Annotated in this window: 24 protein-coding genes; 8 read left to right on the top strand and 16 right to left on the bottom strand. The window is 69.6% G+C overall.

All coding sequences use genetic code 11. The features are described 5' to 3' along the window. Nucleotides 1-502: 502 nt before the first annotated feature. The 14 genes from G4D85_RS20915 to G4D85_RS20850 form a co-directional block, all read right to left on the bottom strand. Complete coding sequence (locus G4D85_RS20915) at nt 503-1,057, bottom strand: hypothetical protein (protein ID WP_164014640.1); 555 nt, start codon at nt 1,055-1,057, stop codon at nt 503-505. Then, the gene (locus G4D85_RS20910) at nt 1,054-2,112 is read right to left on the bottom strand and encodes an SMP-30/gluconolactonase/LRE family protein (RefSeq protein ID WP_164014638.1); all 1,059 of its coding nucleotides are present in this window, start codon (nt 2,110-2,112) and stop codon (nt 1,054-1,056) included. Before G4D85_RS20910 ends, G4D85_RS20915 begins: the two co-directional genes overlap by 4 nt. Nucleotides 2,113-2,140: 28 nt before the next feature. Then, complete coding sequence (locus G4D85_RS20905; protein WP_164014636.1) at nt 2,141-2,248, bottom strand: methyltransferase domain-containing protein; 108 nt, start codon at nt 2,246-2,248, stop codon at nt 2,141-2,143. Between the two features lie 22 nt (nt 2,249-2,270). Continuing rightward, on the bottom strand, nt 2,271-2,480 hold the full coding sequence (locus G4D85_RS20900) for a hypothetical protein (protein ID WP_164014634.1): 210 nt from the start codon (nt 2,478-2,480) through the stop codon (nt 2,271-2,273). Nucleotides 2,481-2,629: 149 nt separating this feature from the next. Then, the gene (locus tag G4D85_RS20895) at nt 2,630-3,787 is read right to left on the bottom strand and encodes an RCC1 domain-containing protein (protein ID WP_164014632.1); all 1,158 of its coding nucleotides are present in this window, start codon (nt 3,785-3,787) and stop codon (nt 2,630-2,632) included. A 181-nt stretch (nt 3,788-3,968) separates the two neighbouring features. Next, nucleotides 3,969-4,280 (bottom strand): M57 family metalloprotease, encoded by a 312-nt coding sequence (locus tag G4D85_RS20890; RefSeq protein WP_275900306.1) that lies wholly within the window; start codon nt 4,278-4,280, stop codon nt 3,969-3,971. Between the two features lie 5 nt (nt 4,281-4,285). Then, nucleotides 4,286-5,053: an Imm49 family immunity protein gene (locus G4D85_RS20885; RefSeq protein ID WP_164014631.1), complete on the bottom strand. Its 768-nt coding sequence runs from the start codon at nt 5,051-5,053 to the stop codon at nt 4,286-4,288. Nucleotides 5,054-5,086: 33 nt separating this feature from the next. After that, nucleotides 5,087-6,214, bottom strand: coding sequence for a hypothetical protein (locus G4D85_RS20880; RefSeq protein WP_164014629.1), 1,128 nt, complete (start codon nt 6,212-6,214; stop codon nt 5,087-5,089). Beyond that, a complete protein-coding gene (locus tag G4D85_RS20875) occupies nt 6,211-7,548 on the bottom strand; it encodes a TIGR02270 family protein (protein ID WP_205525637.1) in 1,338 nt (445 codons plus the stop codon). Before G4D85_RS20875 ends, G4D85_RS20880 begins: the two co-directional genes overlap by 4 nt. A 2-nt stretch (nt 7,549-7,550) precedes the next feature. Next, on the bottom strand, nt 7,551-8,150 hold the full coding sequence (locus G4D85_RS49540; RefSeq protein WP_240359410.1) for an imm11 family protein: 600 nt from the start codon (nt 8,148-8,150) through the stop codon (nt 7,551-7,553). 32 nt (nt 8,151-8,182) lie between these two features. Further along, nucleotides 8,183-9,088, bottom strand: a complete 906-nt coding sequence (locus tag G4D85_RS20865; protein WP_164014625.1) for an AHH domain-containing protein — start codon at nt 9,086-9,088, stop codon at nt 8,183-8,185. A gap of 86 nt (nt 9,089-9,174) precedes the next feature. Beyond that, nucleotides 9,175-9,690: a DUF6484 domain-containing protein gene (locus G4D85_RS20860; protein ID WP_164014623.1), complete on the bottom strand. Its 516-nt coding sequence runs from the start codon at nt 9,688-9,690 to the stop codon at nt 9,175-9,177. A 3-nt stretch (nt 9,691-9,693) separates the two neighbouring features. After that, nucleotides 9,694-10,155, bottom strand: a complete 462-nt coding sequence (locus G4D85_RS20855) for a DUF4150 domain-containing protein (RefSeq protein ID WP_164014621.1) — start codon at nt 10,153-10,155, stop codon at nt 9,694-9,696. 252 nt (nt 10,156-10,407) lie between these two features. Then, the gene (locus G4D85_RS20850; RefSeq protein WP_164014619.1) at nt 10,408-11,190 is read right to left on the bottom strand and encodes a zinc-dependent metalloprotease; all 783 of its coding nucleotides are present in this window, start codon (nt 11,188-11,190) and stop codon (nt 10,408-10,410) included. 241 nt (nt 11,191-11,431) lie between these two features. Between G4D85_RS20850 and G4D85_RS20845 the strand changes: the two genes are divergently transcribed. Beyond that, the gene (locus tag G4D85_RS20845) at nt 11,432-12,142 is read left to right on the top strand and encodes a hypothetical protein (RefSeq protein WP_164014617.1); all 711 of its coding nucleotides are present in this window, start codon (nt 11,432-11,434) and stop codon (nt 12,140-12,142) included. Between the two features lie 9 nt (nt 12,143-12,151). On the opposite strand, the gene G4D85_RS50755 is transcribed toward G4D85_RS20845, so the two are convergent. Next, on the bottom strand, nt 12,152-12,253 hold the full coding sequence (locus tag G4D85_RS50755; RefSeq protein ID WP_164014615.1) for a M57 family metalloprotease: 102 nt from the start codon (nt 12,251-12,253) through the stop codon (nt 12,152-12,154). A 91-nt stretch (nt 12,254-12,344) separates the two neighbouring features. Then, entirely contained in the window at nt 12,345-13,205 is an 861-nt protein-coding gene (locus tag G4D85_RS20835; protein WP_240359409.1) for a hypothetical protein, read from the bottom strand. Between the two features lie 1,413 nt (nt 13,206-14,618). Between G4D85_RS20835 and G4D85_RS20830 the strand changes: the two genes are divergently transcribed. The 7 genes from G4D85_RS20830 to cysI are packed head-to-tail and all read left to right on the top strand — an operon-like array spanning nt 14,619 to nt 23,044. Beyond that, nucleotides 14,619-15,365 carry a phosphoadenylyl-sulfate reductase gene (locus tag G4D85_RS20830; RefSeq protein WP_164014614.1) on the top strand — a complete coding sequence of 249 codons (747 nt, stop codon included), beginning with the start codon at nt 14,619-14,621 and terminating at the stop codon, nt 15,363-15,365. A gap of 7 nt (nt 15,366-15,372) precedes the next feature. Next, nucleotides 15,373-16,023: a precorrin-2 dehydrogenase/sirohydrochlorin ferrochelatase family protein gene (locus tag G4D85_RS20825; protein ID WP_164014612.1), complete on the top strand. Its 651-nt coding sequence runs from the start codon at nt 15,373-15,375 to the stop codon at nt 16,021-16,023. Then, on the top strand, nt 16,020-16,820 hold the full coding sequence (cobA, locus tag G4D85_RS20820) for a uroporphyrinogen-III C-methyltransferase (protein ID WP_164014610.1): 801 nt from the start codon (nt 16,020-16,022) through the stop codon (nt 16,818-16,820). The genes G4D85_RS20825 and cobA overlap by 4 nt, the downstream gene beginning before the upstream one ends. Further along, the gene (gene cysD, locus G4D85_RS20815; protein ID WP_164014608.1) at nt 16,813-17,730 is read left to right on the top strand and encodes a sulfate adenylyltransferase subunit CysD; all 918 of its coding nucleotides are present in this window, start codon (nt 16,813-16,815) and stop codon (nt 17,728-17,730) included. The genes cobA and cysD overlap by 8 nt, the downstream gene beginning before the upstream one ends. After that, nucleotides 17,730-19,466 (top strand): GTP-binding protein, encoded by a 1,737-nt coding sequence (locus G4D85_RS20810; RefSeq protein WP_164014606.1) that lies wholly within the window; start codon nt 17,730-17,732, stop codon nt 19,464-19,466. The genes cysD and G4D85_RS20810 overlap by 1 nt, the downstream gene beginning before the upstream one ends. Continuing rightward, entirely contained in the window at nt 19,463-21,322 is a 1,860-nt protein-coding gene (locus G4D85_RS20805) for an assimilatory sulfite reductase (NADPH) flavoprotein subunit (protein WP_205525636.1), read from the top strand. The genes G4D85_RS20810 and G4D85_RS20805 overlap by 4 nt, the downstream gene beginning before the upstream one ends. Before the next feature lie 24 nt (nt 21,323-21,346). Further along, the gene (cysI, locus tag G4D85_RS20800; protein WP_164014604.1) at nt 21,347-23,044 is read left to right on the top strand and encodes an assimilatory sulfite reductase (NADPH) hemoprotein subunit; all 1,698 of its coding nucleotides are present in this window, start codon (nt 21,347-21,349) and stop codon (nt 23,042-23,044) included. Nucleotides 23,045-23,058 lie beyond the last annotated feature (14 nt).

Raw genomic sequence — 23,058 nt, 5'->3', positions numbered from 1 at the left:
GGAACAGGCTCCGCCGTGAGTCAGGGAAGGTCCGTCCCAGATGTGAATCCTCCAGGGTTCCGGGCCCCCGCCACCCTCCAGGGTGAGCGCGCCGTCAACGACCGGGCAACGCGCGAGGCAGCCTCGCGACCCAGGCGACAACATCCCAGTCCAGACATGGCGGAACCGGCGTATGCTTGCCCGGCGCCCCTTCTCCTACACCGGAGGAGCACCATGTACGGGAAGCTCGCCTCCACTCTCCGGGCAGCGTCCCGCGGAAGCGACTCCGCCGCCCGGCGTGCTTCACTGAGGGAGCGCACTCCCGGGGTGGTGCGCCCGCAGACGCCGCTGGGCCACGTGGCCGGGGCGTGGGGGCTTCTGGGCCCGCGCGTCCTCGTGCAGGGGCACCGGCTTCTTATCGAAGCAGACTACGGGCTCGCGGGCCGAGTAGGGCCTCTCATACACGTCCAGCACGTCCTCCATCCGCCGCAGGTACTCAGGGGCGTCTCGTGCCGCGCATCCATTAGCCGCGCGCTGCCCGGACGCCCGCGCTCGAAGAGGGCAGGCGCAAGCCCTCCTCCAGCCTTAACGTCGCGCAGTCTGAGGACCAGGGCAGCGGCGTATAGCGCAGCAGGAGCGCCTCGTACGACGGCGCCCCCGGAGCGTCGTCGGGCATCGGGCGGCCAATCTCGAAGCGATACCTGCGGCCGGGCTCGAACGCACGCCCGTCATGGATGCCGATGTCGACACTCAGCACTGGCGATTCGTCGTGGTGCGGCGGCGGCGTCTCGCGCAGATACAGCACTGTCGACAGCCGCTGGCACGGGCTGCAGTTGGCCCTGGGCGGGCACGGTGGACATTCGCTGAAGCCCGCGACGTAGGCCTCGAGCTGGAACCTGTCTCCGGCCGGAGGCGCCCCGTCACGCAGCTGCGCGAAGGTGAGCGGCGTTCCCGGCGGCAACCCATGCTTCTCGGGCGGGAATGCAGGGTGGCGGCGGGGATGCGCCGAGCAGCCACCCGCGACGAGGAGGACGGCGGCGAGGCCGAGCCACTGCCGGAGTGGACGAATCGTCTTCATGGCAGCTCGCAGCGCAGCAGCTCCTTCTCGAAGACGGGGCCGAGCAGCATCCACTTCCCGGAGACCGCCGCCACGGCGCTGCCGGCCGTCTGCCGGCCGTCGTCGAGGAACACCTCCTCCGTATCCAGCGAGTCTCCCGGAGCCTTCAGCCGCAACACCTGCGCGGGAGCGCGAGTCGCTCCGGACACGTCATTCGCGTGAGCCGCGAAGTCCAGCAGCTTCGGGTGGCTGCCGAGCCACAGGTGCCCCTGCGCATCCACCTCGATGTTGTCCGGCCCGCTCCCCAGCGGAATCGTCCGCTGCTCCGTCAGCGCCCCCGAGTCCGCATCCCGCGTATAGACGGTCAGCGAGCGTCCGACCGACTGAGCCAGGTACACCGCCCGCCCATCCGCGGAGCGGTTGATGCCATTGGCATACGCCGTGTCGCGGACGACTTCCCGGAAGCTCCGGCCGTCGAAGTAGAGCACGTTGCCCAGCGCGAGCTGCAGGTAGTCCTCCACGACCTGCAACGCGCCCGGAGGGAAGCGGTGGTCGTTCGTCACGTAGAAGCGCTCGGAGTCCACCGCCACCACGTCATTGGGGGAGACCAGGGCCGCATCTCTCAGCGTCTGGCGGTGGACGAGCATCCCATCCGCGCCGACCTCGAACCGCTCGATTTGCTGCTGGCCTGGCGCTGGGTGGTTGACCACGTACAAGGTCTGCGTGCCGTCCGGGGCGACGAAGAGGCCAAGGCCGTGCGGGTGGAACGAGTGAGGGAAGGCTGCGGTCAGCAGCATGGGGGGCTCGGAGCTCGCGGGGTCATAGCGATAGATGCCCCCCTGCACGGGGCGTCCAGCCTGCGTGGCGCGCCGGTCATCCGACGAGACGTACGCGTAGCCGAGCGTCGGATGGAAGGTGATGTCCTCGGCGCCCGGCATGCCGGACACCGGAGCACAGCGCCCGGCGAAGTGGGGCGAGAGCTGCTTGAACTGACCCGCATCCGAGAGTGTCTTCAGGATGAGCCCGGCCAGCACCAGGAGCAGCACTCCGAGTCCGATGAATAGTCGCTTCTTCATGAACCCAGCCTACTCCACCCTGTCGACTTCAGGGCCGGGCGCACTCCTTCAGCGCGCCGTCGATGTCCTCGACATGGTTGAACATGTCGAGGCACCAGACGAAGTCCACCGAGCCATCCTCTCGGAGCCACTCCATCCCTTCCGCCAGCGCCTCGGGCTCAGCGCGTCCGGAGCAGGAAGAAGTCCTGGTAGCTCGAGAAGTTCACGAGCATGCCCCCCAGCCCCATGCCCGCGATGCTGCCGGCGATGGCGTACCCGGGCTCGTCGGTGCCCGATTTGATGTTCCAGGAGCTGCGGAAGTTCGCACCGCACCCGGGGCACCAGAACCAGACGGAGTCACCTGAAGTCCCGCCAGGTGAGAGACACACGTGGGTTCCGCGCCGCGCGCTGCCGCCAGGCCCTCGCTGGCGCAACCTCCGAGCGAAGAAACTCCGCGCCCTCTGGCGTGACGCTTCGCGCAGCAGGGTGTGGGCCTCATCCGGGACGAAGTGGATGAGGCCCGGCTGCTCGGCCAGGACTAGGGACTGGCGTCGAGGACCGTCACCGGCTGGAAGCGGCGGAAGTGGGTGCCGTCACCCAGTTGGCCGTATGAGTTGCGACCCCATGCGTGGAGAGTCCCTCCCGCACTCTGCGCGAGCGAGTGACGGCTACCCGCTGACACCGCGATGACATCGTCGAGGCCCAGTACCTGGACTGGCGAGAGGCGATCGATACCGGTGCCATCACCCAGCTGGCCCCAGACATTCCAGCCCCAGGCCCAGACAGAGCCGTCCGAGCGCAGCGCCAGCACGTGGGCGTTGCCACCCGCGAGCGCTACCACGTTGTTGAGTCCGGGCACCGTCGTGGGCGAATGGCGGTCCGTAGGAGGCGCCTCCCCGAGGCCGAGCTGCCCCTGGCTGTTCTGCCCCCAGGCCCGGACGGTCCCATCGGCCATCCGCGCGAGCGAGTACTGATAGCCCGCGAACACCCCGACGCTCCCGGGGAAGTCGGAGATCTCGTTGGGTTTGCGATCCACTTCGAGTGCGCCATGGCCCAGTTGACCATGGCTGTTGTAGCCCCAGCTCCAGACCTTTCCATTGGAGTGCCGCGCGAGCGAGTGAAAGCCACCCGCGGACACCTCGACGAAACCGCTGAGGCCGGAGATCGGCATGGGCGTGGAACGATTGGCGAGGTCGCAGTCGCCGCGCTGTCCTGCGTTGTTCTCGCCCCAGGCCCAGATCGTCCCGTCGGAGCGCAGGGCCAGCGAGTGACTCCCCCCAGCGGACACCGCGCTGACGCCAGTGAGGCCAACAACAGGCACTGGCGAGTGACGGTCCGTGAAGGTGCCATCGCCCAGTTGCCCCATCTCGTTGTTGCCCCAAGCCCAGACGGTGCCATCAGCGAGCAAGGCCAGCGAGTGGGTTGCGCCGCCGGCCAGCATGACGACCCCACTGAGCAGCGACACCTGCACGGGCTGGACACGGTCGGCGGTGGCGCCATCTCCCAACTGGCCATCCGCGTTCCAGCCCCAGGCCCAGACAGTGCCATCGGGGCGCCGGGCCAGCGAATGGAACTCGCCCGCGGAGAGAAGCCTTCCATCAGGCGAGCTGGACGCCCTTGACTCAGTCCCCAGCTCTTCGACGTTTCCTCCCACCTCTCCGGCACCACATCCCGCCAGCATGAGCGAGACAGTCATCACCACACACACACGCCAGCCTGTTGCGCCTGGGTTCATGAGATTCCTTTGTGTGTGTGGGTTCATATCACCCACCCATGGGCATGGCATACACATCCGGCGGGACCATCAGGTTCACGATGCCGTCTCGTCATCCAGGGAACGGGGCAACTCCAGAGTCGGTCTCCCTCAACCCTCGTGCTCAGCAACCACCACCGTAGAGCGCATTCAACGCAGCGATATCATAGCTGGTGAACTCGCCGGTTTCGGTCGACCTGAAGCAGGAGTTCATGATCGACCCGCCCACCATGACAGTCGTCGGCGTTCCGGGGATGTGGATGGCACCCACGCCAGCAGTCCCTTCGCTGCCGCCGCTGCCACAGCTGATGCTCCGGTTGTAGAAGTCCGTGTGGCGGAGACCGATGGTGTGGCCAAGCTCGTGGGTGATGCCGTGCTCGACCACGTCAACGCTGTAGCTGCCCAGCCCGGCGCCAATGTTGATGGTCCCGTACACGCGCGTCAGTCGGCCTCCATCCACGAGTCCTCGCTCAGCCGAATCCGGGCCGGCTCCCGTGCGATGGAGGGGATGTGGAGATAGTCCTCCTCGGTCTCCAGCCCCTTGCGCTCGGCCAGCCGCACCAGCGCCAGTCCTTCCAGGGAGAAGTGCCACTCGGTGGCGAGAAACTCCTCCGGGAAGGGAGTGGTCTCCGCCTGCTTCTCCAGCTGCTCCTTCCGGTCCGAGAGGAACACTGCGAGCGCCTGATTGAACGCCTCCGGGTCCGCTTGAAGCAGTGCCCGGCAGACGTCGAGCCTCAGGTCCTCAGCGCCCTTGAGCGCCCGCTCGTAGCGGGCGAGCAGGTCCTCGCAGTCGGCCACCGGGGCCTCCAGCACGCCGTGCTGGATGAGGAACTCGATGAAGAGGAAGTCCTCTTCGTACTCCTCGCCATGGGCCCAGCTCCGCCTCGCGTGCCGCGCAATCAGCGCCGCGCCGTCGAAGTCCCCCGCGCCGACCGCGTCGAAGAAGGGCCGCGAGCGACTCAGTCGCACCTCGGTGTTCCCCGCGTTGCGCAGGTAGTGGGCGAAGGCCCGGCCGCTCTGGTGGAGGTGGCGGAGGAAGGGCTCCGAGGTGCCCGTCAGGAAGAGCGAGCCGATGCCCGCGATGCGGAAGTTGTCACAGAACGTCAGGACGTGATGCGAGCGCACCTCCCCGCGGACGAGCCGCCGCCGCAGGCGCTGGTTCTCGTCCAGGGCATTTTCGATGACGGCGGGCAGGAACTTGGAGGCCATGGGCGCACCTGGAGGCGGGAATGGGGCGGAGCCTCAAGCCCCGGCGGAGTGGAGGCGGAGACAGCCCACGGTGCCCCAGGGGGAGCTGGAGACAACCAGGGCCTGCCCGGTCCGGGACTGCCCCCGGGCGAAGGCGTGGACCGACAGACAGACTCCCAGCGCTCCGCTCGCGGCGCCGACGTCTCCCACCGAGACGCAGGGAAGATGAACGTTCGGCGCGTCCAGGTGCTCCCCCAGACGGATGAGCGCGGTCCCCCACTCCCGCGAGCGCCACTGCTCACCGTTCAAGTCGGAGTAGACGTCCCCCTCGAAGCGAGCCGGGCGCGAACCGCGCGCGAGCACCTCGCGGAGGCAGGTCGCCAGCCCCTCCCCCTGGGTGGACTCGCCCGAGTACAGGTGATTGCGCTCCTGGGCGGTGGCCACGCCCGTCACCAGGGCCAGGGGCGCGGCACCGCGTCGGCGCGCGCTGCCCTCCTGCTCCAGCAGGAAGCACGCGGCAGCCTCACCGGGCATCAACCCCACCGGGTTGTCCCCCACCTTCAGGCGGCCCTCCTCGCCGAGCATCTGCAGCGCCTCGGGGTCGAGCAGGGAGTCGACCGCGAGGATGAGGACGCGCTCGAACCCGGCCCGCCACAGCTCGCCCGAGGCCCGCTGTACCGCCGCGGCTGTACCCGCGTGGCCCTGGTCCATCACCCACACGTTCGCGTCAGGCAGGGCCAGCCCCAGGGCGTCGCGGAGCGGGCGGAGGCAGGACTCGCGGATGCCGTCCAGGCCATCCTCCCCCTCCACCTCGAACCCCCCGTCATTCCGGGAGGGGGTGACCGCCAGCAGGGCCGTGCTCCCCCAGAACCTCCCGTCGGAGGGGCGAGGAAGTCCCGGCGTCTCCAGCACCTCGCGGAGGCAGCCTCGCGCCAGACGCAGCCATCTGCCCATCCCCGCGAAGCCGTCCGTGTAGCCGTGGACGGGGTGTGCGGTGAGCGGAAGGGTGTCCTGGGTCTCCGGCTCCAGCACCTGGAAATGGCTCACCCTTCGCGGGCGGGTGATGCCCGCGCGGATGGCGGCGCACGCGGCGGCGACGCTGCGCCCCACCGAGGTGACGGCCCCCACGGCGGTGATGACCCCCAGGACGTCCGGCGGGGGGGGCTCGCGTGGAGCGCTCATGAGTTCATCCACCCATCGAAGCCGCGCGTGAGCCGCTCCAAAGACAACGCCCCGGCGGCCCGGAGCTGCGCGCGCTGGTGTCCGCACCAGCCCCGGGTCTCCACCTGGCAGGCGCCCCGACTCCTGACGGCCAGCTCGAAGGCCAGCGCCGGACGGTGACTCATCGGCGCCTGATGGAGGGCCTGCAGCAGCGCCTCGGGCGTCCACGGTACGCCGTACCGGTAGCGGCCCTCCGGGTCGAAGCGGCCACGCGCCTTCGCCCACCACCGTGACACCTCGACCACCCGCACCCGTCCGGGGCGATGCTCGGGGGCCGGCAGGCTGGCGGACACGGCACCGGAAGGCGGCGCCACTTCGCCGTCTCCCTCGGCCGCCTTGCTCATGAACACGCCCTCCGGGGAGAAGCCGGTGATGACGGCGAAGGTGTGCAGGGCCAGCCACCCCTCCTCCGGCTCCTGCTCCTTCAGCACGGCCAGGGCCGCGTCCGCCGCCGCCAGCCGTCCACTGAAGCCGAGCGCCCACAGCGCCTCCGCGCGCAGCTCGGGCGTGCCCAGAGCCTGCACCAGCGTCTCCACGTCGGCGGGAGCCCCTCCGGCCGCCAGCGCGAGCATCGCCAGGCGGGGCTCCTCCCCTTGCGTCGCGAGCCGCAGGCAGGCCTGCCAGGCCGCGCGGAGGCCCCGGACCAGCCCCGTCCCGAGGGCGGCGTCGCGCACCAGGGGCCGGGAGTCCTCCAGCCCCTTGCGAAGCCATGGCACCAGCACCGGCTGCTTCGTCATCCGCGCGGCGCGGAAGGCGGCCGCGAGGAGCGCCGGCTCCGTGTCGGCGAGGGACACGCGCTCCAGGCGGGGCCCCGCGTCGACCTTCCGGAAGGCGAGGACGTCGAGCAGCTCGGCCTGGAGCGCCGGCTCCAGCCGCGGCAGCAGGTCGAGCAGCGGGGCGTCCAGCTCCTCGCGCTCGCACAGCGCCAGCGCATGCCGCAGCCAGGGCCGCCGCTCCGCGTCCTCCACCCACCGCTCCAGCACGAGCGCGTGCTCGCCAGACGCGAGCAGCACGGAGGCGGCGGAGGCTACGAGCCCGGGCTCCTCGCTCTCCAGCGCCGGCCGCAGCAGCCGGAGCGCGACGGGCGCACCTCCCACCCGGAGCCCGTCCAGGTGGGCGCGCAACCGGGCCTCATCCCCCGCCTCGACTTCGGGCAGGGTGTAGTCCGGGGAGCCCATCGCCCGCTCCCGCTGCGTCCAGAGGAAGCTGGCTTCCTCCAGGTGCTCCGCGAGCACGTCCCACAGCAGGGGCGGACGGCGCGTCATGGCGCGGGGGGCGGACGGAGGGGAGGCCACACTCACTTCTTCGGCTCGTCGCTGAAGCGCAGCTCCGTCCAGAGGATGTTCGTGAGCTTGCGGTCGTAGATCTCCCGCGCCAGCTCCCGGCCAAGTACATATTCGGATGGATCCCCGTCCACCCGGAAGAGCTGGGGCGCGTCCTGCATCTTCGCGCGGTCCAGGACGTGCTCGTCGACGCGGAGGATCTTCTTGGGGTTCTTCGTGCTCCAGGAGATATCGCTCGCCTTGAGGTCCAGGCAGTCGAAGGTGCCAATCGGGTTGATGATGAAGTAGTCCTCGCTGTAGGCGCGCTTGCGGTGGTCGTAGAGCGTGAACGGGAGGTACTCGATCTCGTTCGTGCAGTGCTTCTGGATGGCGTCCTTGAGCCCGGAGGAAGCAATCAGCATGCTCCGCTCATTGCCGATCAGCGCCGACAGCTTGATGCCCGGGTGCTCCGGGCTCATCTGGATGCGGGCATCCTTCGGATAGAAGGGGCTCAGCGGCTTGCCGAGGTTGGTGAAATGGGACTTGCCCTCGATACCCTCGACGAACCGGGTGAGGAAGCAGAGGTCCCGGTCGTTGGCGTCTCCCATTGTCTCGAGAAGGCGGAATCGCATCATTCAGTTAGTCCCTTGGGGTGAGGTGCCATGGCTCAGGGAGGTGCGCCATTCAATACATTCTGGGGCCGCCCCTTGCTGAGGAAGTCGTGAGGGATGTCCTCCAGAGCCTCGCCCGCCATGGTGCCGGCCTTCATCGCCTCGCCGGCCGCGATCAGCTGCGGGTGGAGCCGCTTCGAGAGCAGCTCCACTGCCTCCCGCGTATTCTCGTACTCCGGAACCTTGTGGTCGGCGGCAGCATCCTTGACCCAGGCGAAGAGCTTCACCAGTTCCTTCTTGATGTACGCGCTGTAGACGGCGTGGTGGAAGTGGATGGGGGTCCTGCGGTGCAGCGGCAGGCCGAGCGCCGTTGCGGCGTACTTCACCATCGGCAGGATGATCATGTTGATCTGGTTGTTGAGGTTGTAGCCCTCCCGCATCAGCCCCGAGCGGACAATCAGCGGTACCCGGCCCTTGGGTTCGATGCCCTCGCCCGCATCGACCACCGCGGCCTTGAGCTCCGCGTTGGCCACGACGTGGTGCGCCTCGTGGTAGAAGGGAATCCTCGCGTTGGTCTCGAAGTTGCCGTCGACGGTGAGGTCCCATTCCCCGTCGTTGTCGGGTTGCTTGTCGGCATCTATCGGCCACGTGTACTTCGCCGGGGTCTCCAGCGCCTTCAGCCGCGCTTGGTGGCGGTGGCTGCAGGGGTTGGCCGGGGTGTAGGCGCTGATGTGCCGGTTGACGCAACCATACTCGTGGTCATCGGCGAGGTAGGAGCCCTCCCAGGAGTGGGCTGACGGCGGGGGCTTCGGCTTCTTCGGGGCCTTGACCTGCTTGCCCGCCGCCCCACCGGCCGACTTCTTGACGATCGTCTTCTTGAGGGCGACTGCCTTCGCCTTGCCCGTCTTCAGCTTGCTCGTCTGCGCCTTGCTCTTGGCCGCGCTGTTGTTGACCTTCCCCATGACTGCCTCCAAGAGGGCTGCGACGCCCCGGGCCGTATCAGGTGCCGCGGGGCATTGCATGCGCCAGCGGCATCCAAGGCTCCTGCTCAGTTGATCTGGACCTTCCCGCCCTTGATGCGCTGCACCTGCTCCGCCTCGGTCCGGATGTTGACGCCGCGCAGGATGACGTCGCCGTTGCGACGCAGGGTGAGGCTCGCCTTCCCGCACTTCAGCGTGACTTCTTCGCGCGCCTCGATGTTCACCTGCTTGCCATCCACCCGCGCTTCCCGTGGACCTGGGTCCAGCGAATCGAGGATGGCCTCCGTGAGCGGCGCGGGGCTGGTGGTCTGGAGGAGCCCCACGAGGACGGGCAGCGCGGGGTCCCCGTTCTCGAAGAGGAGGAGCGCGCCCTGCCGCTCCACCGAGGCCCGCCGGATGGCCTCCGGCGCCAGCGCCACCGTGGTGCGCACCGGGAGCGGACCGCGACGGTTGCCCTCGAAGTCCACCAGCAGGGCCCCGCTCGCGCCCTCCCCGGCCACCCAGCCCACTCGCGGCGCGAGGATGGACTCTTCGGAGAAGGACTGCCCGGCGCGGGGCTTGCCGCTGCGATTGGACGCGTCCATCGCCTAGAGCTCTTTCCCGCAGGTATCGCAGGGGACCTTGTCGGCCGGCTTTCCGAGCGCGACGATTGGCCCCTGCATCAGCGGCGCGGGAGGCGTGTTCTTGTCGTTGTGCAGCATGAGGTCGAAGGCGCGAGCCACGTTCTTGCCCTCGAACTGCACGTCGAAGGAGTAGTTGACGAACTCGGCCTTGCCCTTGGTCTTTCCAGAGGCCACCCCGCCCGCCGAGCCCGCCTCGTCACCGGTGCTCGTGCTGAAGTTCGAGTCCTTCACGCACACCGGGTTGCCCTCCACGGAGACCTTCTTGGTGCCCTTGTCGGTGTCCGAGGACTTGGCGATGTTCGGATACGGGATGGGAACCGGCCCCGCCGGGCTTGGCGTCTTGCACACGTCCGGGAAGGCGACGGTGACACCATTGGAGTCCTTGGTGACGACGGACATCTTGTTCACGCCAACGGTAATGGCCATGTAGGGAGCATACTCCCTGATACATCGACGGCGATACGCGGGAGGGCTCGCCCCGGGCCCTGGCGAAGCGCTTCCCCCGCGCTCCCGGACGCGCCCTTTCCCCCGGCGCGCCCGCCCGGCGGCACCGCCGTCCGCCAGCAGCTGACCCACAGGGTGCGCGTCGGACACACCCCGTGGTTTCAAAACGGGTTGACGTCGGCCTCTCGCCCCGTCCGCCGCTCCGTTACAGCCGGTCTCCCTGAACCCTCGTGCTCAGCAGCCACCGCCGTAGAGGGCCTGCAACGCGGCGATATCCTGGCTGGTGAACTCGCCGGTCTCGGTCGACCTGAAGCAGGAGTTCATGATGGACCCGCCCACCGTGGCGGTCGTCGGCGTTCCGGGGATGTGGATGGACCCCACGCCAGCAGTGCCTTCGGTGCCGCCGCTGCCGCAGCTGATGGCGCGGTTGTAGTAGTCCGTATGGCGCAGCCCGATGGTGTGGCCAAGCTCGTGGGTGATGACGTGCTCGACCACGTCGACGCTGTAGCTACCCAGCCCGGTGCCGATGGTGATGGACCCGAAGGGATAGCCATTCGAGGGGAATCCCGCGGAGCCGCCGGTGCCTGTCATGGTCCGCGCGGAGATGTTCGCGTCGCAGCCGGTGGTCGGTCCCCTCGCCATCGTGAAGCAGAGACCCAGGGCATTGTAATTGGCGATGGCCATATCGAGCCCCTGGCTGAACCGGGGGTAGCTGGTGAACGCGGTGGTCGGATTGATGCAGATCTTCTTGACGATGGCGGTGTTGACGAGATTCGTCGTCCTGTAGTGCTCCTGGCTCCCCTCGCTGGGCTGAAGCAGCTCGCGGGACGCCTCGAGGCTCACCTGGGTGTCGCGCCCCACGTACACCGCATCGTCGACGACCATGATGTCGTCGGCCGGAAACCCGGCCTCGATGAGGTTGGAGATGATCTCCTCATTCTCGATTCGCGGGGCTGCATCGCAGCCGGCCAGGAACGTGCCACAGCTCACCACGAGGACTGCCGCTCGCTTGAACATGCTCGTTTCCTCTCGTGTCCTGCATCGGTGCTTCCCACGCTTCCGGCACGGGAGCGTCGGGGCGGACAAGAGACTCTTTAGGGCATTTTTCCCGCAAATCACAGCAAGCCAGATTAAACTGCGAGAGCGGCAAGGCTCACCGCACTGAGACATGCCCTCTTATCGAGTTTCGCTGGATATAAACCGGGGCGCTCGGGCGGCAGTCGGGTCACGAGCGCATCCCCCTCATCCAGGAGCAGACATGAAGCTTGAGACAGTCGTGGGTTCGCTGGCCTTGGCCGCGGCGCTGACCGGTGGAACCACCTTCGCGCAGGACTTCGCGTACGGCATGGCCGAGGAGCCGCCCAAGGACGAGGTGCCCGTCCCCGCGCAGCTGAGCCTGGCGCTGCGGGACGCGCCGCGCGAAGACCTGGAGCCGGACTCCGACCCCAGCTTCCTGCCCGACCTGCCCATCCTGGTGGACGGGGTGAAGTACACGGCCCAGCAGATCGAGGCGCAGGACATCCACCTGTCGCACTACGTGCTCGACACACGCTCGGAGGCGATGGGGGTGGTGCAGGGCTTCCGCACCACGGGCGACCTGACGACCTACTTCGACTCGACGGGCCAGTTCCCGTCCGAGAAGCCCACCGCGGCGCGAGGCGCGACGCCGTGCTGGACGGGGACGATGTACTACGAGCATCCCTCGTATGTCGGGTCCTACCTGGGGCTGGCCCCGGGCCTGGGCTTCTCCTACGTGGGCTCACGGATGAATGACCGCATCTCCTCCCTCAAGAGCACGCCGTGTGGGAGCTGGACGGCGCTGTTCGAGCACGCCGGCTTCCGGGGTCACGTGCTGTGGATTGGGAAGGGAGTGAATGTCAGCTACCTGGGGAACTACGGCTGGTACACGGGCACCGTGTTCTGGTCCTGGTGGAACGACCGCGTCTCGTCGACCCTGGTCTTCTGGTAGCGCCAGCGCTCAGTAGATGAAGTTCAGCGCGGTGATGTCAGAGCTGGTGAACTCACCGTTCGTATCGGGCGGGACGCAGGTGTTCTCGTCCTGAAGCGGTTCTTCCCACACGCCCCGGCATGAGAGCGCCGGGGCGGACAACGAACTGCTGGGAGGATTCTACCTGCAACTCCCAGCAATTCTGGGCTCGACTTCCGGGCCACTACTTGACGCAGGAGCTCCAGCCGCGCTTGCCGTTGACGACCGTCATCTCCCAGTACCGGGTGCCAGCGTTGTAGTCGATGGACACGCCATCGGTGAAGCTGTTGGCCGTGAAGTGGCCACCGAGGCCGGTGAGCATGCAGGCCACACCACCCGGGTTGTAGGTCATGTTCGCCGTGAAGCCACCCGGGTCGCCGGCGCCGTAGCCCCAGGAACCCTGGTCCGTGGGCACGTCCACACACCGGGCCCGGGCGCCACCCTCTCCCGTCAGGCTGCCGCCCAGGTACCAGTTCAGGCCGTCATTCCAGACGCGGGCGTAGTCAGCGTTCGTCGTGAACCCGCCTGAGCCTTCCACCCGCGTGAGGAAGCAGCGCCGCTGCGCGGTGACCGCCCCCAGCAGCCTCGCTGGGTCTCCCTTGAACCAGACGCCATCCAAGGTCCGGTTGGTGTCCGTGTTGATGCACTGCACGCCCGCGCCCAGCGCCATGTTGTTGTTCTGGCTGATGGCGAGGTACCAGTTCCCGGCGTAGATGTACGCGTAGACGCTGTTCGTGTTCGCCGAGGACCCGGGCTTCAGGTTGCCCTGAACGCCCGTGAGGAAACAGGTGCGACCCACGGAGGTCCCCATGTTGAGCTGGCTGACCCCACTGCTGATGCCCCACCAGTACGATCCCCCCAGCACGACGCCCTGCTCGGTCTGCTCCACGGCCTCGCTGGGCGCCACGGGCACGTCGCCCTCGGTCTGGCCCTGCTCGGGCAGCTCGCCGCCACAGCCCACCGCGAAGACGGCAAGGGGCATCGCCATCAACGCCTTGCGCACCGACCGCGCACCGACCTGCTTCGTGAATCGACCCATGCTCATGTTCCGGTCCTCTCGCTGAATGTCCTGGTGTGTTGCTTCTTGCCGAAGGCCCGCCGGGACGTGGTGTCCCCGCGGGCCGGCGTTGGGGAGCGGGACGTCCCCAGAGCAACGCGGATGCCAGCCCCCCGCGAAGGCGTTCCCCACCTGGAGGACTTCAAGAGCAAGGCAACCCTTGCCACACTCCGGGGCTCCGGGCCGGCAACCGTTGCCACCTCCGGCAAGGGTTGCCGGGTGCCTTCGCGAAAGAAGTGGTGAGCCCCTGGCTCATCCCAGGGGGCATGCCGTCGGCGCTTCAAAAAGAGCCCCCCACTGGACGGATTTGTTTTTATCAAATGTATGTCTATCCGTGGATGGCCCGGTGCTGTCTAGAATCGAGGCCGCGCACTTCCGCGCGACTCACAAGGGACGAGAACATGAAGAGAGCAGGAACGTGGCTGGCCGCCGTGGCGGTCCTCGGGCTGATGGTTGGCTGCGGCGGACCGATGCCTCAGGAGTCGCAGGAGCCCGTGAGCGAGCAGCCGGCGGCCGATTCAAACGTGAGCGCCCAGGCCTGTGACACCGACGCCTGCATCTGCAGCAGATTCTGTCGTCAGCAGTGCGGCTCCGCGACCAACACCGCTTGCTACAACCCGTGCTACGCGGAGTGCATATAGCTGACCGGGTGACGGAGCCGCTCGCCCTCGCGAGTCGGTTCCTTGCGCGTCGCCGCCGTCGGGTTTCGTCGGTGAGCCATGAACCGGGCGGTCAGCCGCGCAGCTGAAAGCGAGGTGCCGGGGAGCACGCCCCGATGCCTCACCCGAGCCGCCCCACTGCACCAGGCAGGCGGCACCCGACGTCCTCCGGCGGGCAGGCCCCACGGTGCGAGGCGGACACACCCCGGGATTTCAGGTCAGGTTGACGCCAGCCCCCGTCCGCCGTTACTTTGGACGCTCCTCCGTTACGTTGGACGCCCTGGAAGATGCACACCTCCACCCCGACCGCCGCGCTGATCTGCTGCCGCTGCTGTCGGTCGTGTGCCTGTTGTGCCCTGTCGGGCCTGGGCTGTTGACGCGCGCACCGGACTCCTGAGTCCCCGCGTTGTCCCCCCGGCCCGGCCTCCTCTCGAAGGAGCCGGGCCTTTCACTTTCCACCTCCTGCTCTCACGGCCCGCCGTCCACGTCCCATGCGCTTCGCCTCCCCCTCCTCCGCCCTGAAGTCCCTGGCGCTGACCGCCGGGTGCGGAGCGCTCCAGGAGCGGACGGCGCGGGGCGTGTGCGGCGCGTGCTGTCTGGCCTGTGCGTGTCCTGTGTGTCCGCCCCCAGGCGGGTGCCGAGCAACGAGGAGCGGGTAGCAAACCCTTCTCCCCTTTCCTGCTCGCGGCCCGCCCCTCGAAAGAGGCGCGGGCCGTTTCGTTTTCCCTTCTCGGAGTCCTTCATGTCGCCCCCGCTGTCTTCCACCTCTCTCGCCCTCCCCACCCCGGCCGAAGCGCTGCTCGACGAGGCCCGCGCGCTGAAGGACGCGCCCGTGGAGGAAATCCTCGCCTGGATTGAGGGCCGCTTCGGAGCGCGCGCCGCCATCGCGTCCAGCTTCGGGGTGGAGGACATGGTCCTCATCGACCTGGCTCGCAAGCATGCGCCGGGCCTCCGCGTCTTCACGCTCGACACCGGCCGGCTGCCTCCGGAGACGTACGACCTCATCGAGGTGGTCCGCAACCGCTACGGCGTCGCGGTGGAGTCCTTCTTCCCCGAGCGCGAGCGCGTCGAAGCGCTGGAGTCCTCGCAGGGCTACTTCTCCTTCCGCAAGAGCCTGGAGGCGCGCAAGGAGTGCTGCGCCATCCGCAAGGTGGAGCCGCTGCGCCGCGCACTCGCCGGCCGCGAGGCCTGGGTGACGGGGCTGCGCCGTGAGCAGTCCGTCACCCGCACCGCCGTCGAGGTGGCCGAATTGGACGCCAGCCACGGGCTGCTGAAGCTCAACCCGCTGGCCGCGTGGACTCAGCGCGAGGTGTGGGCCTACATCAAGGCCCACTCCGTCCCCTACAACGCGCTCCACGACAAGGGCTACCCGTCCATCGGCTGCGCGCCCTGCACCCGCGCGGTGAAGCCGTATGAGGACGAGCGCGCCGGCCGCTGGTGGTGGGAGTCGCGCGAGCACAGCGAGTGCGGCCTGCATCCGGTCCGCTGAGCACGCCATGAGTCCCCCCATCGACTATCCCGTCTGCCTCCGCCTGGAGGGCCGCCGCGTCCTCCTGGTGGGAGGCGGCACCATCGCCGAGGGCCGAGCCCTCGCGGTGCTGGAGGCCGGCGGCCTGCTCCGCGTCGTGTCCCCCGAGGCCACCCCCACGCTGCGCCGGCTGGCCGGCGAAGGCCGCCTGGAGTGGCTGGCCCGGCCGTATGCGCCGGGCGACGTGCGCGGCCACCACCTGGTGCTGGCGGCGGCGGACGACGCGCGCGTGGGCCCTCGCGTGGCGGAAGAAGCCCGCGCCCAGGGCATCTGGGTGAACACGGCGGACGTGCCGGACCTGTGCGACTTCACGCTGCCCTCGGTGGGCCGTCGCGGGCCCATCACCGTCGCCATCTCCACCGCGGGACATGCGCCCGCCGTGGCGCGGCTGCTGCGGCGCGAGCTGACGGCGCGGGTGGCACCGCACCACGTGTGGCTGGCGCGGCTGAGCGGGTGGCTGCGCCGGCACCTGCCAGCGGGCGTGGAGCGCCAGCGCCTCCTGAAGGGGCTGGTGGAGGGAGACATCGGCGCGCTGCTGGAGCGGGGCGAGCGGAAGGCCGCGTGGGCCCGGCTTCGCGCGGAGCTCAAGACCTTGAAGTCCTCGGGAGAGACGACATGAGAGAGCAGGTGAAGGGGCGCGTGTACCTGGTGGGAGCAGGCCCGGGGGATCCGGAGCTGCTCACGCTGCGTGCCGCGCGGTTGCTGCGGGAGGCCAACACGGTGGTGCACGACCGGCTCATCCACCCCGCGGTGCTGGAGCATGCGAGGCCCCACGCGCGCCTCATCTACGTGGGCAAGGAGGGCGGCGGCGAGTCCGTGCGCCAGGAGGACATCCACACCGTCCTCATCGCCCAGGCGAAGCTGGGCCGCAGCGTGGTGCGGCTCAAGGGCGGAGACCCGTTCGTCTTCGGCCGTGGCGCGGAAGAAGCGCTCGCGCTGGAGGAGGCGGGCGTCCCGTACGAGGTGGTCCCGGGCCTGTCCGCGGGCATCGCCGTGCCGGCCTCGGCGGCCATCCCCGTCACGCACCGTGACTTGTCCGGTGAGGTGACGTTCGCCACCGCGCACCGCGTGGGCCGCGCGCCGGACTGGGACTTCCTGGCGAGGGCCCAGACGCTGGTGCTCTTCATGGCGGGAGACCGGCTGGAGGAGACGGTGCGGGCCCTGGTGACGGCGGGCCGCGCCGCCTCGACGCCGGCCGCCGTGGTGGAGGCAGGCACGTGGGAGCACCAGCGGGTGGTGGAGGCCACGCTGGGGAACATCGCCCTCGAGGCGCGGCGGGAGTCCGTGGGCTCTCCGGCGCTGCTGGTGGTGGGCGAGGTGGTGTCAATGCGCTCGCGGCTGCCGTCTCTGGCGGCGCGGGGTTCGACGATGGCCGGGCACCCGGTGCCCGGGGTGGCGGAGGCAGGACATGAGTGAGAACACGCTCGCGAGGACGTCGCACCTGACGGAGCTGGAAGCGGAGAGCATCCACATCCTCCGCGAGACGGTGGCGGAGTTCGCCAATCCGGTGATGCTCTACAGCATCGGCAAGGACTCACAGGTGCTGCTGCACCTGGCGCGCAAGGCCTTCCACCCGGCGCCCCTGCCCTTCCCGCTCCTCCACGTGGACACCACCTGGAAGTTCCGGGACATGTATGCCTTTCGCGACGCCTTCATGGCGCGGCATGGGCTCAACCTCATCGTCCACCAGAATCGCCGCGCGCTCGCCGAGGGCATCAACCCCTTCGACCACGGCAGCCAGAAGTACACCCACGCCATGAAGACGCAGGCGCTGCTGGAGGCGCTTGCGCAGCACGGCTTCGACGCGGCCTTCGGCGGCGCGCGCCGCGACGAGGAGAAGTCCCGCGCGAAGGAGCGTGTCTTCTCCTTCCGCGACAAGCACGGCCAGTGGGACCCGCGCCGGCAGCGGCCGGAGCTGTGGAACCTCTACAACGGCCGCGTGGACTCGGGGGAGAGCATGCGTGTCTTCCCGCTGTCCAACTGGACGGAGCTGGACGTGTGGCACTACGTGCTGCGCGAGCGGATTCCCGTGGTGCCGCTCTACTTCGCCGCCGAGCGGCCGGTCATCGACCGCAACGGCACGCTGCTGATGGTGGACGACGAGCGCATGCGGCTGCGCCCGGGTGAGAAGCCCGTGCCCCGCCGGGTGCGGTTCCGCACGCTGGGCTGCTACCCGCTGAGCGGCGCCATCGACTCCTCGGCCACCACGGTGGAGGCCGTCATCCACGAAATGGTCAACGCCCGCCAGTCCGAGCGGCAGGGCCGCCTCATCGACCACGACGAAGAGGGCTCCATGGAGCTCAAGAAGCGCGAGGGCTACTTCTAATGGACACCGCACTGCAGACGCCTCCCCAGCCCGACGTGCAGCGGCTCCTCGACGAGCACTCCAGCCGCGAGCTGCTGCGCCTGGTGGTGGTGGGCTCCGTGGACGACGGGAAGTCCACGCTCATCGGCCGGCTCCTCTACGAGTGCGACGGCCTCTTCGAGGACCAGATCTCCGCCGTGCGCCGCGCCAGCGTGAAGCGGGCCGCCGCCCGGACGGAGCTTCCGCCGGAAGTCCTGGCCCAGGGCCTGCGGGCCGCGGCCGGCGCCGAGGAAGAGGAGCTGGACTTCTCCCTCTTCACCGACGGCCTGCGCGCCGAGCGCGAGCAGGGCATCACCATCGACGTGGCGTACCGCTACCTGTCCACGCCGAAGCGCAAAATCATCATCGCGGACACGCCGGGGCACATCCAATACACGCGCAACATGGCCACGGGCGCCTCCACGGCGGACGCGGGGGTCATCCTGGTGGACGCGCGGCTGGGCGTGCTGCCGCAGACGCGCCGCCACGCGTACATCGCCTCGCTGCTAGGCATCCCCTACCTGGCCGTGGCGGTGAACAAGATGGACCTGGTGGGCTTCGACCGGGCCATCTTCGAGCGCATCGGACAGGAGCTGGTGGACTTCGCGCACACGCTCGGCTTCGAGGGCGTGCGCCTGTTCCCCGTCAGCGCCAGCCGGGGTGACAACATCACCCGGCCCAGCGCGCGCACACCGTGGCACGAGGGCGGCACGCTGCTGGAGTGGCTGGAGTCCCGGCCCCACCAGCGCCGGCTGGACAACGCGGCCTTCCGCTTCCCCGTCCAGTACGTGCTCCGGCCGCACCAGGACTACCGCGGGCTGGCCGGGCAGGTGGCCTCCGGCACCGTGCGCGTGGGGGACGAGGTGCAGGTGCTCCCCTCCGGGCGCCGCACGCGCGTGGCGGGCATCGACACCTTCGACGGGCCGCTGGAGGAGGCCTCGGCCCCGGCCTCCATCACCCTGCGGCTGGCGGACGAGGTGGACGCAAGCCGGGGAGACCTGCTGGCCCACGTGGACGAGCCGCCGCTGGCGCTGCACCAGCTCGACGCGATGCTGGTGTGGTTCGGTGAGCAGCCGCTGGACTGCTCGCGCCGCTACCTGGTGAAGCAGGCCACCCGCACCGCGCCAGCGCAGGTGGAGCGCATCCTCTGGCGCAAGGAGCTGGAGGACCTGGGCGAGGTGCCGGCCGAGTCGCTGGCGCTCAACGACATCGGCAAGGTGCGGCTGGTGTGCCGCCGGCCGCTGCTGGCCGACCCGTACCGCGACAACCGGCGCACCGGCGCCTTCATCATCATCGACGCCCTCACGCACGACACGGTGGGCGCGGGCATGGTGCTGGGGCCGGCCGAGACGGGCACGCAGGGGGCGCTGGAGTCGTCCCTCGTCTCGCAGGCCGAGCGGCGCGCGCGGCTGGGGCAGCCCGGCGCCATCGTCCTGCTGCCCGCCACGCCGGAGTCCGCGTCCCGCGCCTTCGCGCTGGAGCGCGGCCTGTTCGACCTGGGCCGGCACGTCTCCGCCGTCGGGGGTGACGTGGAGGTGGCGTTGGCGCTGGCCAGCGCGGGGCTGGTGGCCCTGGTGCACACCGATGCGCCCCAGGCACGGCGGGCCCTGCGCGCGGAGGCTCGCGACGCGGGCGTGGCCTGGCTGGAGCTGGAGGCGTCCGAGGACGTGAAGCAGCAGGTGGAGCGCGTGCTCGCGCTCGGGGAGAGCCTGAAGTGAGCCCGTCGTCGACTGGAGGGGCCTCGCGCCCCATCGCTCCGCCCTTCGTCAGCGCGCTGCTGGGTGACGACAAGGGCGCGCAGCTGCTCAAGCTGGTGGAGGGACTGGACGCGGCGTCCCTGCACTGGCTGAGCGGCTATACGGCCGGGCTCGCGGCGCGCTCCGGCACGGGGGTGTCCGCCCCCGTGTCCGTGGCGGCGCCCGTGTCCGCGCCGCCCGCAGCCGCTCCGGCGTCGCCGTTCACCATCGTCTACGGCACGCAGACCGGGAACAGCAGGCTGCTGGCCGAGCGGCTCAAGCGGCAGGTGGAGTCCGCGGGGATTCCGACGCGCCTGTTCCGCGCCAGCGACTACCCCGTGCGGGAGCTGGCGAAGGAGCGCCTCCTCTGCGTGGTCATCAGCACACAGGGGGACGGAGACCCGCCGGACGACTCGCGCGGCTTCTGCGAGCACGTGCTGGGCAAGCGAGCCCCGAAGCTGGAGGGGCTGCGCTTCGCGGTGCTGGGGCTGGGTGACTCCAGCTATCCGAAGTACTGCGAGGTGGGCCGCGTGCTGGACGCGCGCCTGGTGGAGCTGGGCGCCACCCGGCTGATGGAGCGCGCCGACTGCGACGTGGACTTCGAGCCCGTGGCCAATGGCTGGCTGGACCAGGCCTTCGCCAGGGCGCGCGAGGCGCTGGAGCCCCAGGCCACGCCCGGTGCCACCGTCGTCCAGCTGCGCGAGCCGGCCGCCGCGCCGACGTTCAGCAAGGAGGCGCCCTTCCCCGCCGAGGTGCTGGTCAACCAACGCATCACCGCCCGTGGCGCGCTCAAGGACGTGCGGCACGTGGAGGTGTCGCTGGAGGGCTCCGGCCTGGAGTACGCGCCGGGCGACGCGCTGGGCGTGTGGCCGCACAACCCGCCCGAGTTGGTGGACGCGTTCCTGTCCGAGCTGAAGCTGGACGGCGGCGCGGCGGTGACGCGGGACGGGCGCACCCTGCCGCTGGCGAAGTGGCTGGGCGAGGAGCTGGAGCTGACGAAGCTCAACCGTCCCTTCCTGGAGCGCCACGCGGCGCTGGCGGGCAGCGACGAGCTGCGAAGGCTGCTCAAGCCGGAGGGCGCGGAGGGCTTCCGCGCGCTGCTGGCGAGCCACCAGGTCATCGACCTGCTGCGCACGCACCGGGCGCAATGGGGCGCGGAGGAGCTGGTGGCCGCGCTGCGGAAGCTGGCGCCCCGGCTGTACTCGCTTGCGTCCAGCCAGAAGCGCGTGGGCGCGGAGGCGCATTTGACGGTGTCGGTGGTGGACTACACGGCGTTCGGCACGCGGCACTTCGGCGCGGCGTCGACGCACCTGTCCACGCGCGTGGCGGGGACGGACAAGGTCCGCGTCTTCATCGAGCCCAACGAGCGCTTCCGCCTGCCGGAGGACGGCGACAAGGACGTGCTGATGATTGGCCCCGGCACGGGCGTGGCGCCCTTCCGGGCCTTCGTGCAGGAGCGTGCCGAGGTGGGCGCGCGCGGCCGCAACTGGCTCTTCTTCGGAGAGCAGCACTTCCGCACGCAGTTCCTCTACCAGGTGGAGTGGCAGGAGGCGCTGAAGAAGAAGACGCTGCACAAGCTGTCCCTGGCCTTCTCGAGAGACCGCGCGGAGAAGGTCTACGTGCAGCACCGCCTGCGCGAGGCCGGGCGCGAAGTCTACGAGTGGCTGGACGGCGGCGCGGCCCTCTACGTCTGCGGCGATGCCCAGCGCATGGCCCCGGACGTCCACGCGGCGTTGGTGGACGTGGTCTCCACGCACGGCGGGAAGAGTCGCGAGGACGCGGAGGCCTGGCTCCAGGGCTTGCGCGAGCAGCGGCGCTACCTGCGCGACGTCTACTGAACCTCTTTCTTCGTGAGTCACGACATGAGCAACCAGCCCAAGCCTCTGACCGAGGTGGAGCACATCAAGACGCAGAGCCGCCTGCTGAGAGGCACGCTGGCGGAGAGCCTGGTGGACCCGGTGACGGGCAGCATCGCCACGCCGGACACCAGCCTCATCAAGTTCCACGGCAGCTACCAGCAGGACGACCGGGACATCCGCGAGGAGCGCCGGCAGCAGAAGCTGGAGCCGGCCTACAGCTTCATGCTCCGCACGCGCCTGCCCGGCGGCGTGTGCACCCCGGCGCAGTGGCTGGCCATGGATGCGCTGGCCACGGAGTTCGCCAACAACACGCTGCGCATCACCACGCGACAGGCGTTCCAGCTCCACGGCGTCATCAAGGACGACCTCAAGCCGACCATCGCCCGCATCAACGCGGCGTTGATGGACACGCTGGCGGCGTGCGGAGACGTCAACCGCAACGTGCTGTGCAATCCCAACCCGGTGGACTCGCGCGTCCACGAGACGGTGTACCAGTGGGCGGTGCGCATCTCCGAGCACCTGCTGCCGAAGACGCGCGCCTACTTCGAGGTCTGGCTGGACGAGGAGAAGGTGGCCGGCGGCGAGGAGGAGCCCATCTACGGCGCCACGTACCTGCCCCGGAAGTTCAAGACGGCGGTGGCGGTGCCGCCGCTGAACGACGTGGACGTCTTCGCGCAGGACCTGGGGTTCATCGCCATCCTCGAGGGCGGCGAACTGGTGGGCTTCAACGTCTCGGTGGGCGGCGGCATGGGCGCCACGCACGGTGACGCGGCGACGTATCCCCGGCTGGCGGACGTGGTGGGCTTCATTCCTCCGGAGCACACGCTCGCCGTGGCGGCTGAGGTGGTGAAGATTCATCGCGACTTCGGAGACAGGACGAGCCGCAAGCACGCGCGGCTGAAGTACGTGCTGGAGGAGCGCGGGGTGCCCTGGTTCACGGCGGAGCTGGAGCGGCGGCTCGGCTTCGCGTTGCAGCCGGCGCGCCCGTTCGCCTTCGAGCACAACGGGGACCGCTTCGGCTGGACGGAGGGGCACGACGGGAAGTGGCACCTGACGCTGCACCTGGACAGCGGCCGCGTGGCGGACCGCCCCGGGGCGCAGCACCTCACGGGCCTGCGGGAAATCGCGCGCTTCCACCAGGGCGACTTCCGGCTCACGGCGAACCAGAACCTCGTCATCGCGAACGTGGGCTCCGAGGCGAAGGACGCCATCGACGCGCTGGTGGCCCGGTACGCGCTGGACGGCTTCCGGAGCGCCAGTCCCCTGCGCAAGAACGCGCTGGCCTGCGTGGCGCTGCCCACGTGCGGCCTGGCCATGGCGGAGGCGGAGCGCTACCTGCCGGAGTTCGTGGGCAAGGTGGAGGCGCGGCTGGTGGCGCACGGGCTGCTGGATGCCAACCTCCTGCTGCGCATCACCGGCTGCCCGAACGGCTGCGCGCGGCCGTACCTGGCGGAGGTGGGACTCGTGGGCAAGGCCCCGGGCCGCTACAACCTCCACCTGGGCGGCGACGCGCGGGGCCAGCGAATGAACCGGCTCTACCGGGAGAACATCGACGAGGAGGGCATCCTCGGCGCGCTGGAGCCGCTGTTCGCCGCCTACGCCCGCGAGCGGACGCCGGGCGAGGGCTTCGGTGACTACGTGACGCGCGCCGGCCACGTCCCGGCGGCGCCAGCGAAGGTGACTCCACCCCAGGCTGCGTGAGCGGGGGCGAGCGC

It is taken from the genome of Pyxidicoccus trucidator, assembly GCF_010894435.1.
Classification (GTDB): domain Bacteria; phylum Myxococcota; class Myxococcia; order Myxococcales; family Myxococcaceae; genus Myxococcus; species Myxococcus trucidator.
This window is presented reverse-complemented; position numbering and strand designations above follow the sequence as displayed.

Coding starts and splice junctions, on each gene's coding strand:
- G4D85_RS20915 (WP_164014640.1), bottom strand. CDS start 1,057: ATGAAGACGATTCGTCCACTCCGGCAGTGGCTCGGCCTCGCCGCCGTC.
- G4D85_RS20910 (WP_164014638.1), bottom strand. CDS start 2,112: ATGAAGAAGCGACTATTCATCGGACTCGGAGTGCTGCTCCTGGTGCTG.
- G4D85_RS20905 (WP_164014636.1), bottom strand. CDS start 2,248: ATGGAGTGGCTCCGAGAGGATGGCTCGGTGGACTTCGTCTGGTGCCTC.
- G4D85_RS20895 (WP_164014632.1), bottom strand. CDS start 3,787: ATGACTGTCTCGCTCATGCTGGCGGGATGTGGTGCCGGAGAGGTGGGA.
- G4D85_RS20885 (WP_164014631.1), bottom strand. CDS start 5,053: ATGGCCTCCAAGTTCCTGCCCGCCGTCATCGAAAATGCCCTGGACGAG.
- G4D85_RS20880 (WP_164014629.1), bottom strand. CDS start 6,214: ATGAGCGCTCCACGCGAGCCCCCCCCGCCGGACGTCCTGGGGGTCATC.
- G4D85_RS49540 (WP_240359410.1), bottom strand. CDS start 8,150: ATGATGCGATTCCGCCTTCTCGAGACAATGGGAGACGCCAACGACCGG.
- G4D85_RS20865 (WP_164014625.1), bottom strand. CDS start 9,088: ATGGGGAAGGTCAACAACAGCGCGGCCAAGAGCAAGGCGCAGACGAGC.
- G4D85_RS20860 (WP_164014623.1), bottom strand. CDS start 9,690: ATGGACGCGTCCAATCGCAGCGGCAAGCCCCGCGCCGGGCAGTCCTTC.
- G4D85_RS20855 (WP_164014621.1), bottom strand. CDS start 10,155: ATGGCCATTACCGTTGGCGTGAACAAGATGTCCGTCGTCACCAAGGAC.
- G4D85_RS20850 (WP_164014619.1), bottom strand. CDS start 11,190: ATGTTCAAGCGAGCGGCAGTCCTCGTGGTGAGCTGTGGCACGTTCCTG.
- G4D85_RS20845 (WP_164014617.1), top strand. CDS start 11,432: ATGAAGCTTGAGACAGTCGTGGGTTCGCTGGCCTTGGCCGCGGCGCTG.
- G4D85_RS20835 (WP_240359409.1), bottom strand. CDS start 13,205: ATGAGCATGGGTCGATTCACGAAGCAGGTCGGTGCGCGGTCGGTGCGC.
- G4D85_RS20830 (WP_164014614.1), top strand. CDS start 14,619: ATGTCGCCCCCGCTGTCTTCCACCTCTCTCGCCCTCCCCACCCCGGCC.
- G4D85_RS20825 (WP_164014612.1), top strand. CDS start 15,373: ATGAGTCCCCCCATCGACTATCCCGTCTGCCTCCGCCTGGAGGGCCGC.
- cobA (WP_164014610.1), top strand. CDS start 16,020: ATGAGAGAGCAGGTGAAGGGGCGCGTGTACCTGGTGGGAGCAGGCCCG.
- cysD (WP_164014608.1), top strand. CDS start 16,813: ATGAGTGAGAACACGCTCGCGAGGACGTCGCACCTGACGGAGCTGGAA.
- G4D85_RS20810 (WP_164014606.1), top strand. CDS start 17,730: ATGGACACCGCACTGCAGACGCCTCCCCAGCCCGACGTGCAGCGGCTC.
- cysI (WP_164014604.1), top strand. CDS start 21,347: ATGAGCAACCAGCCCAAGCCTCTGACCGAGGTGGAGCACATCAAGACG.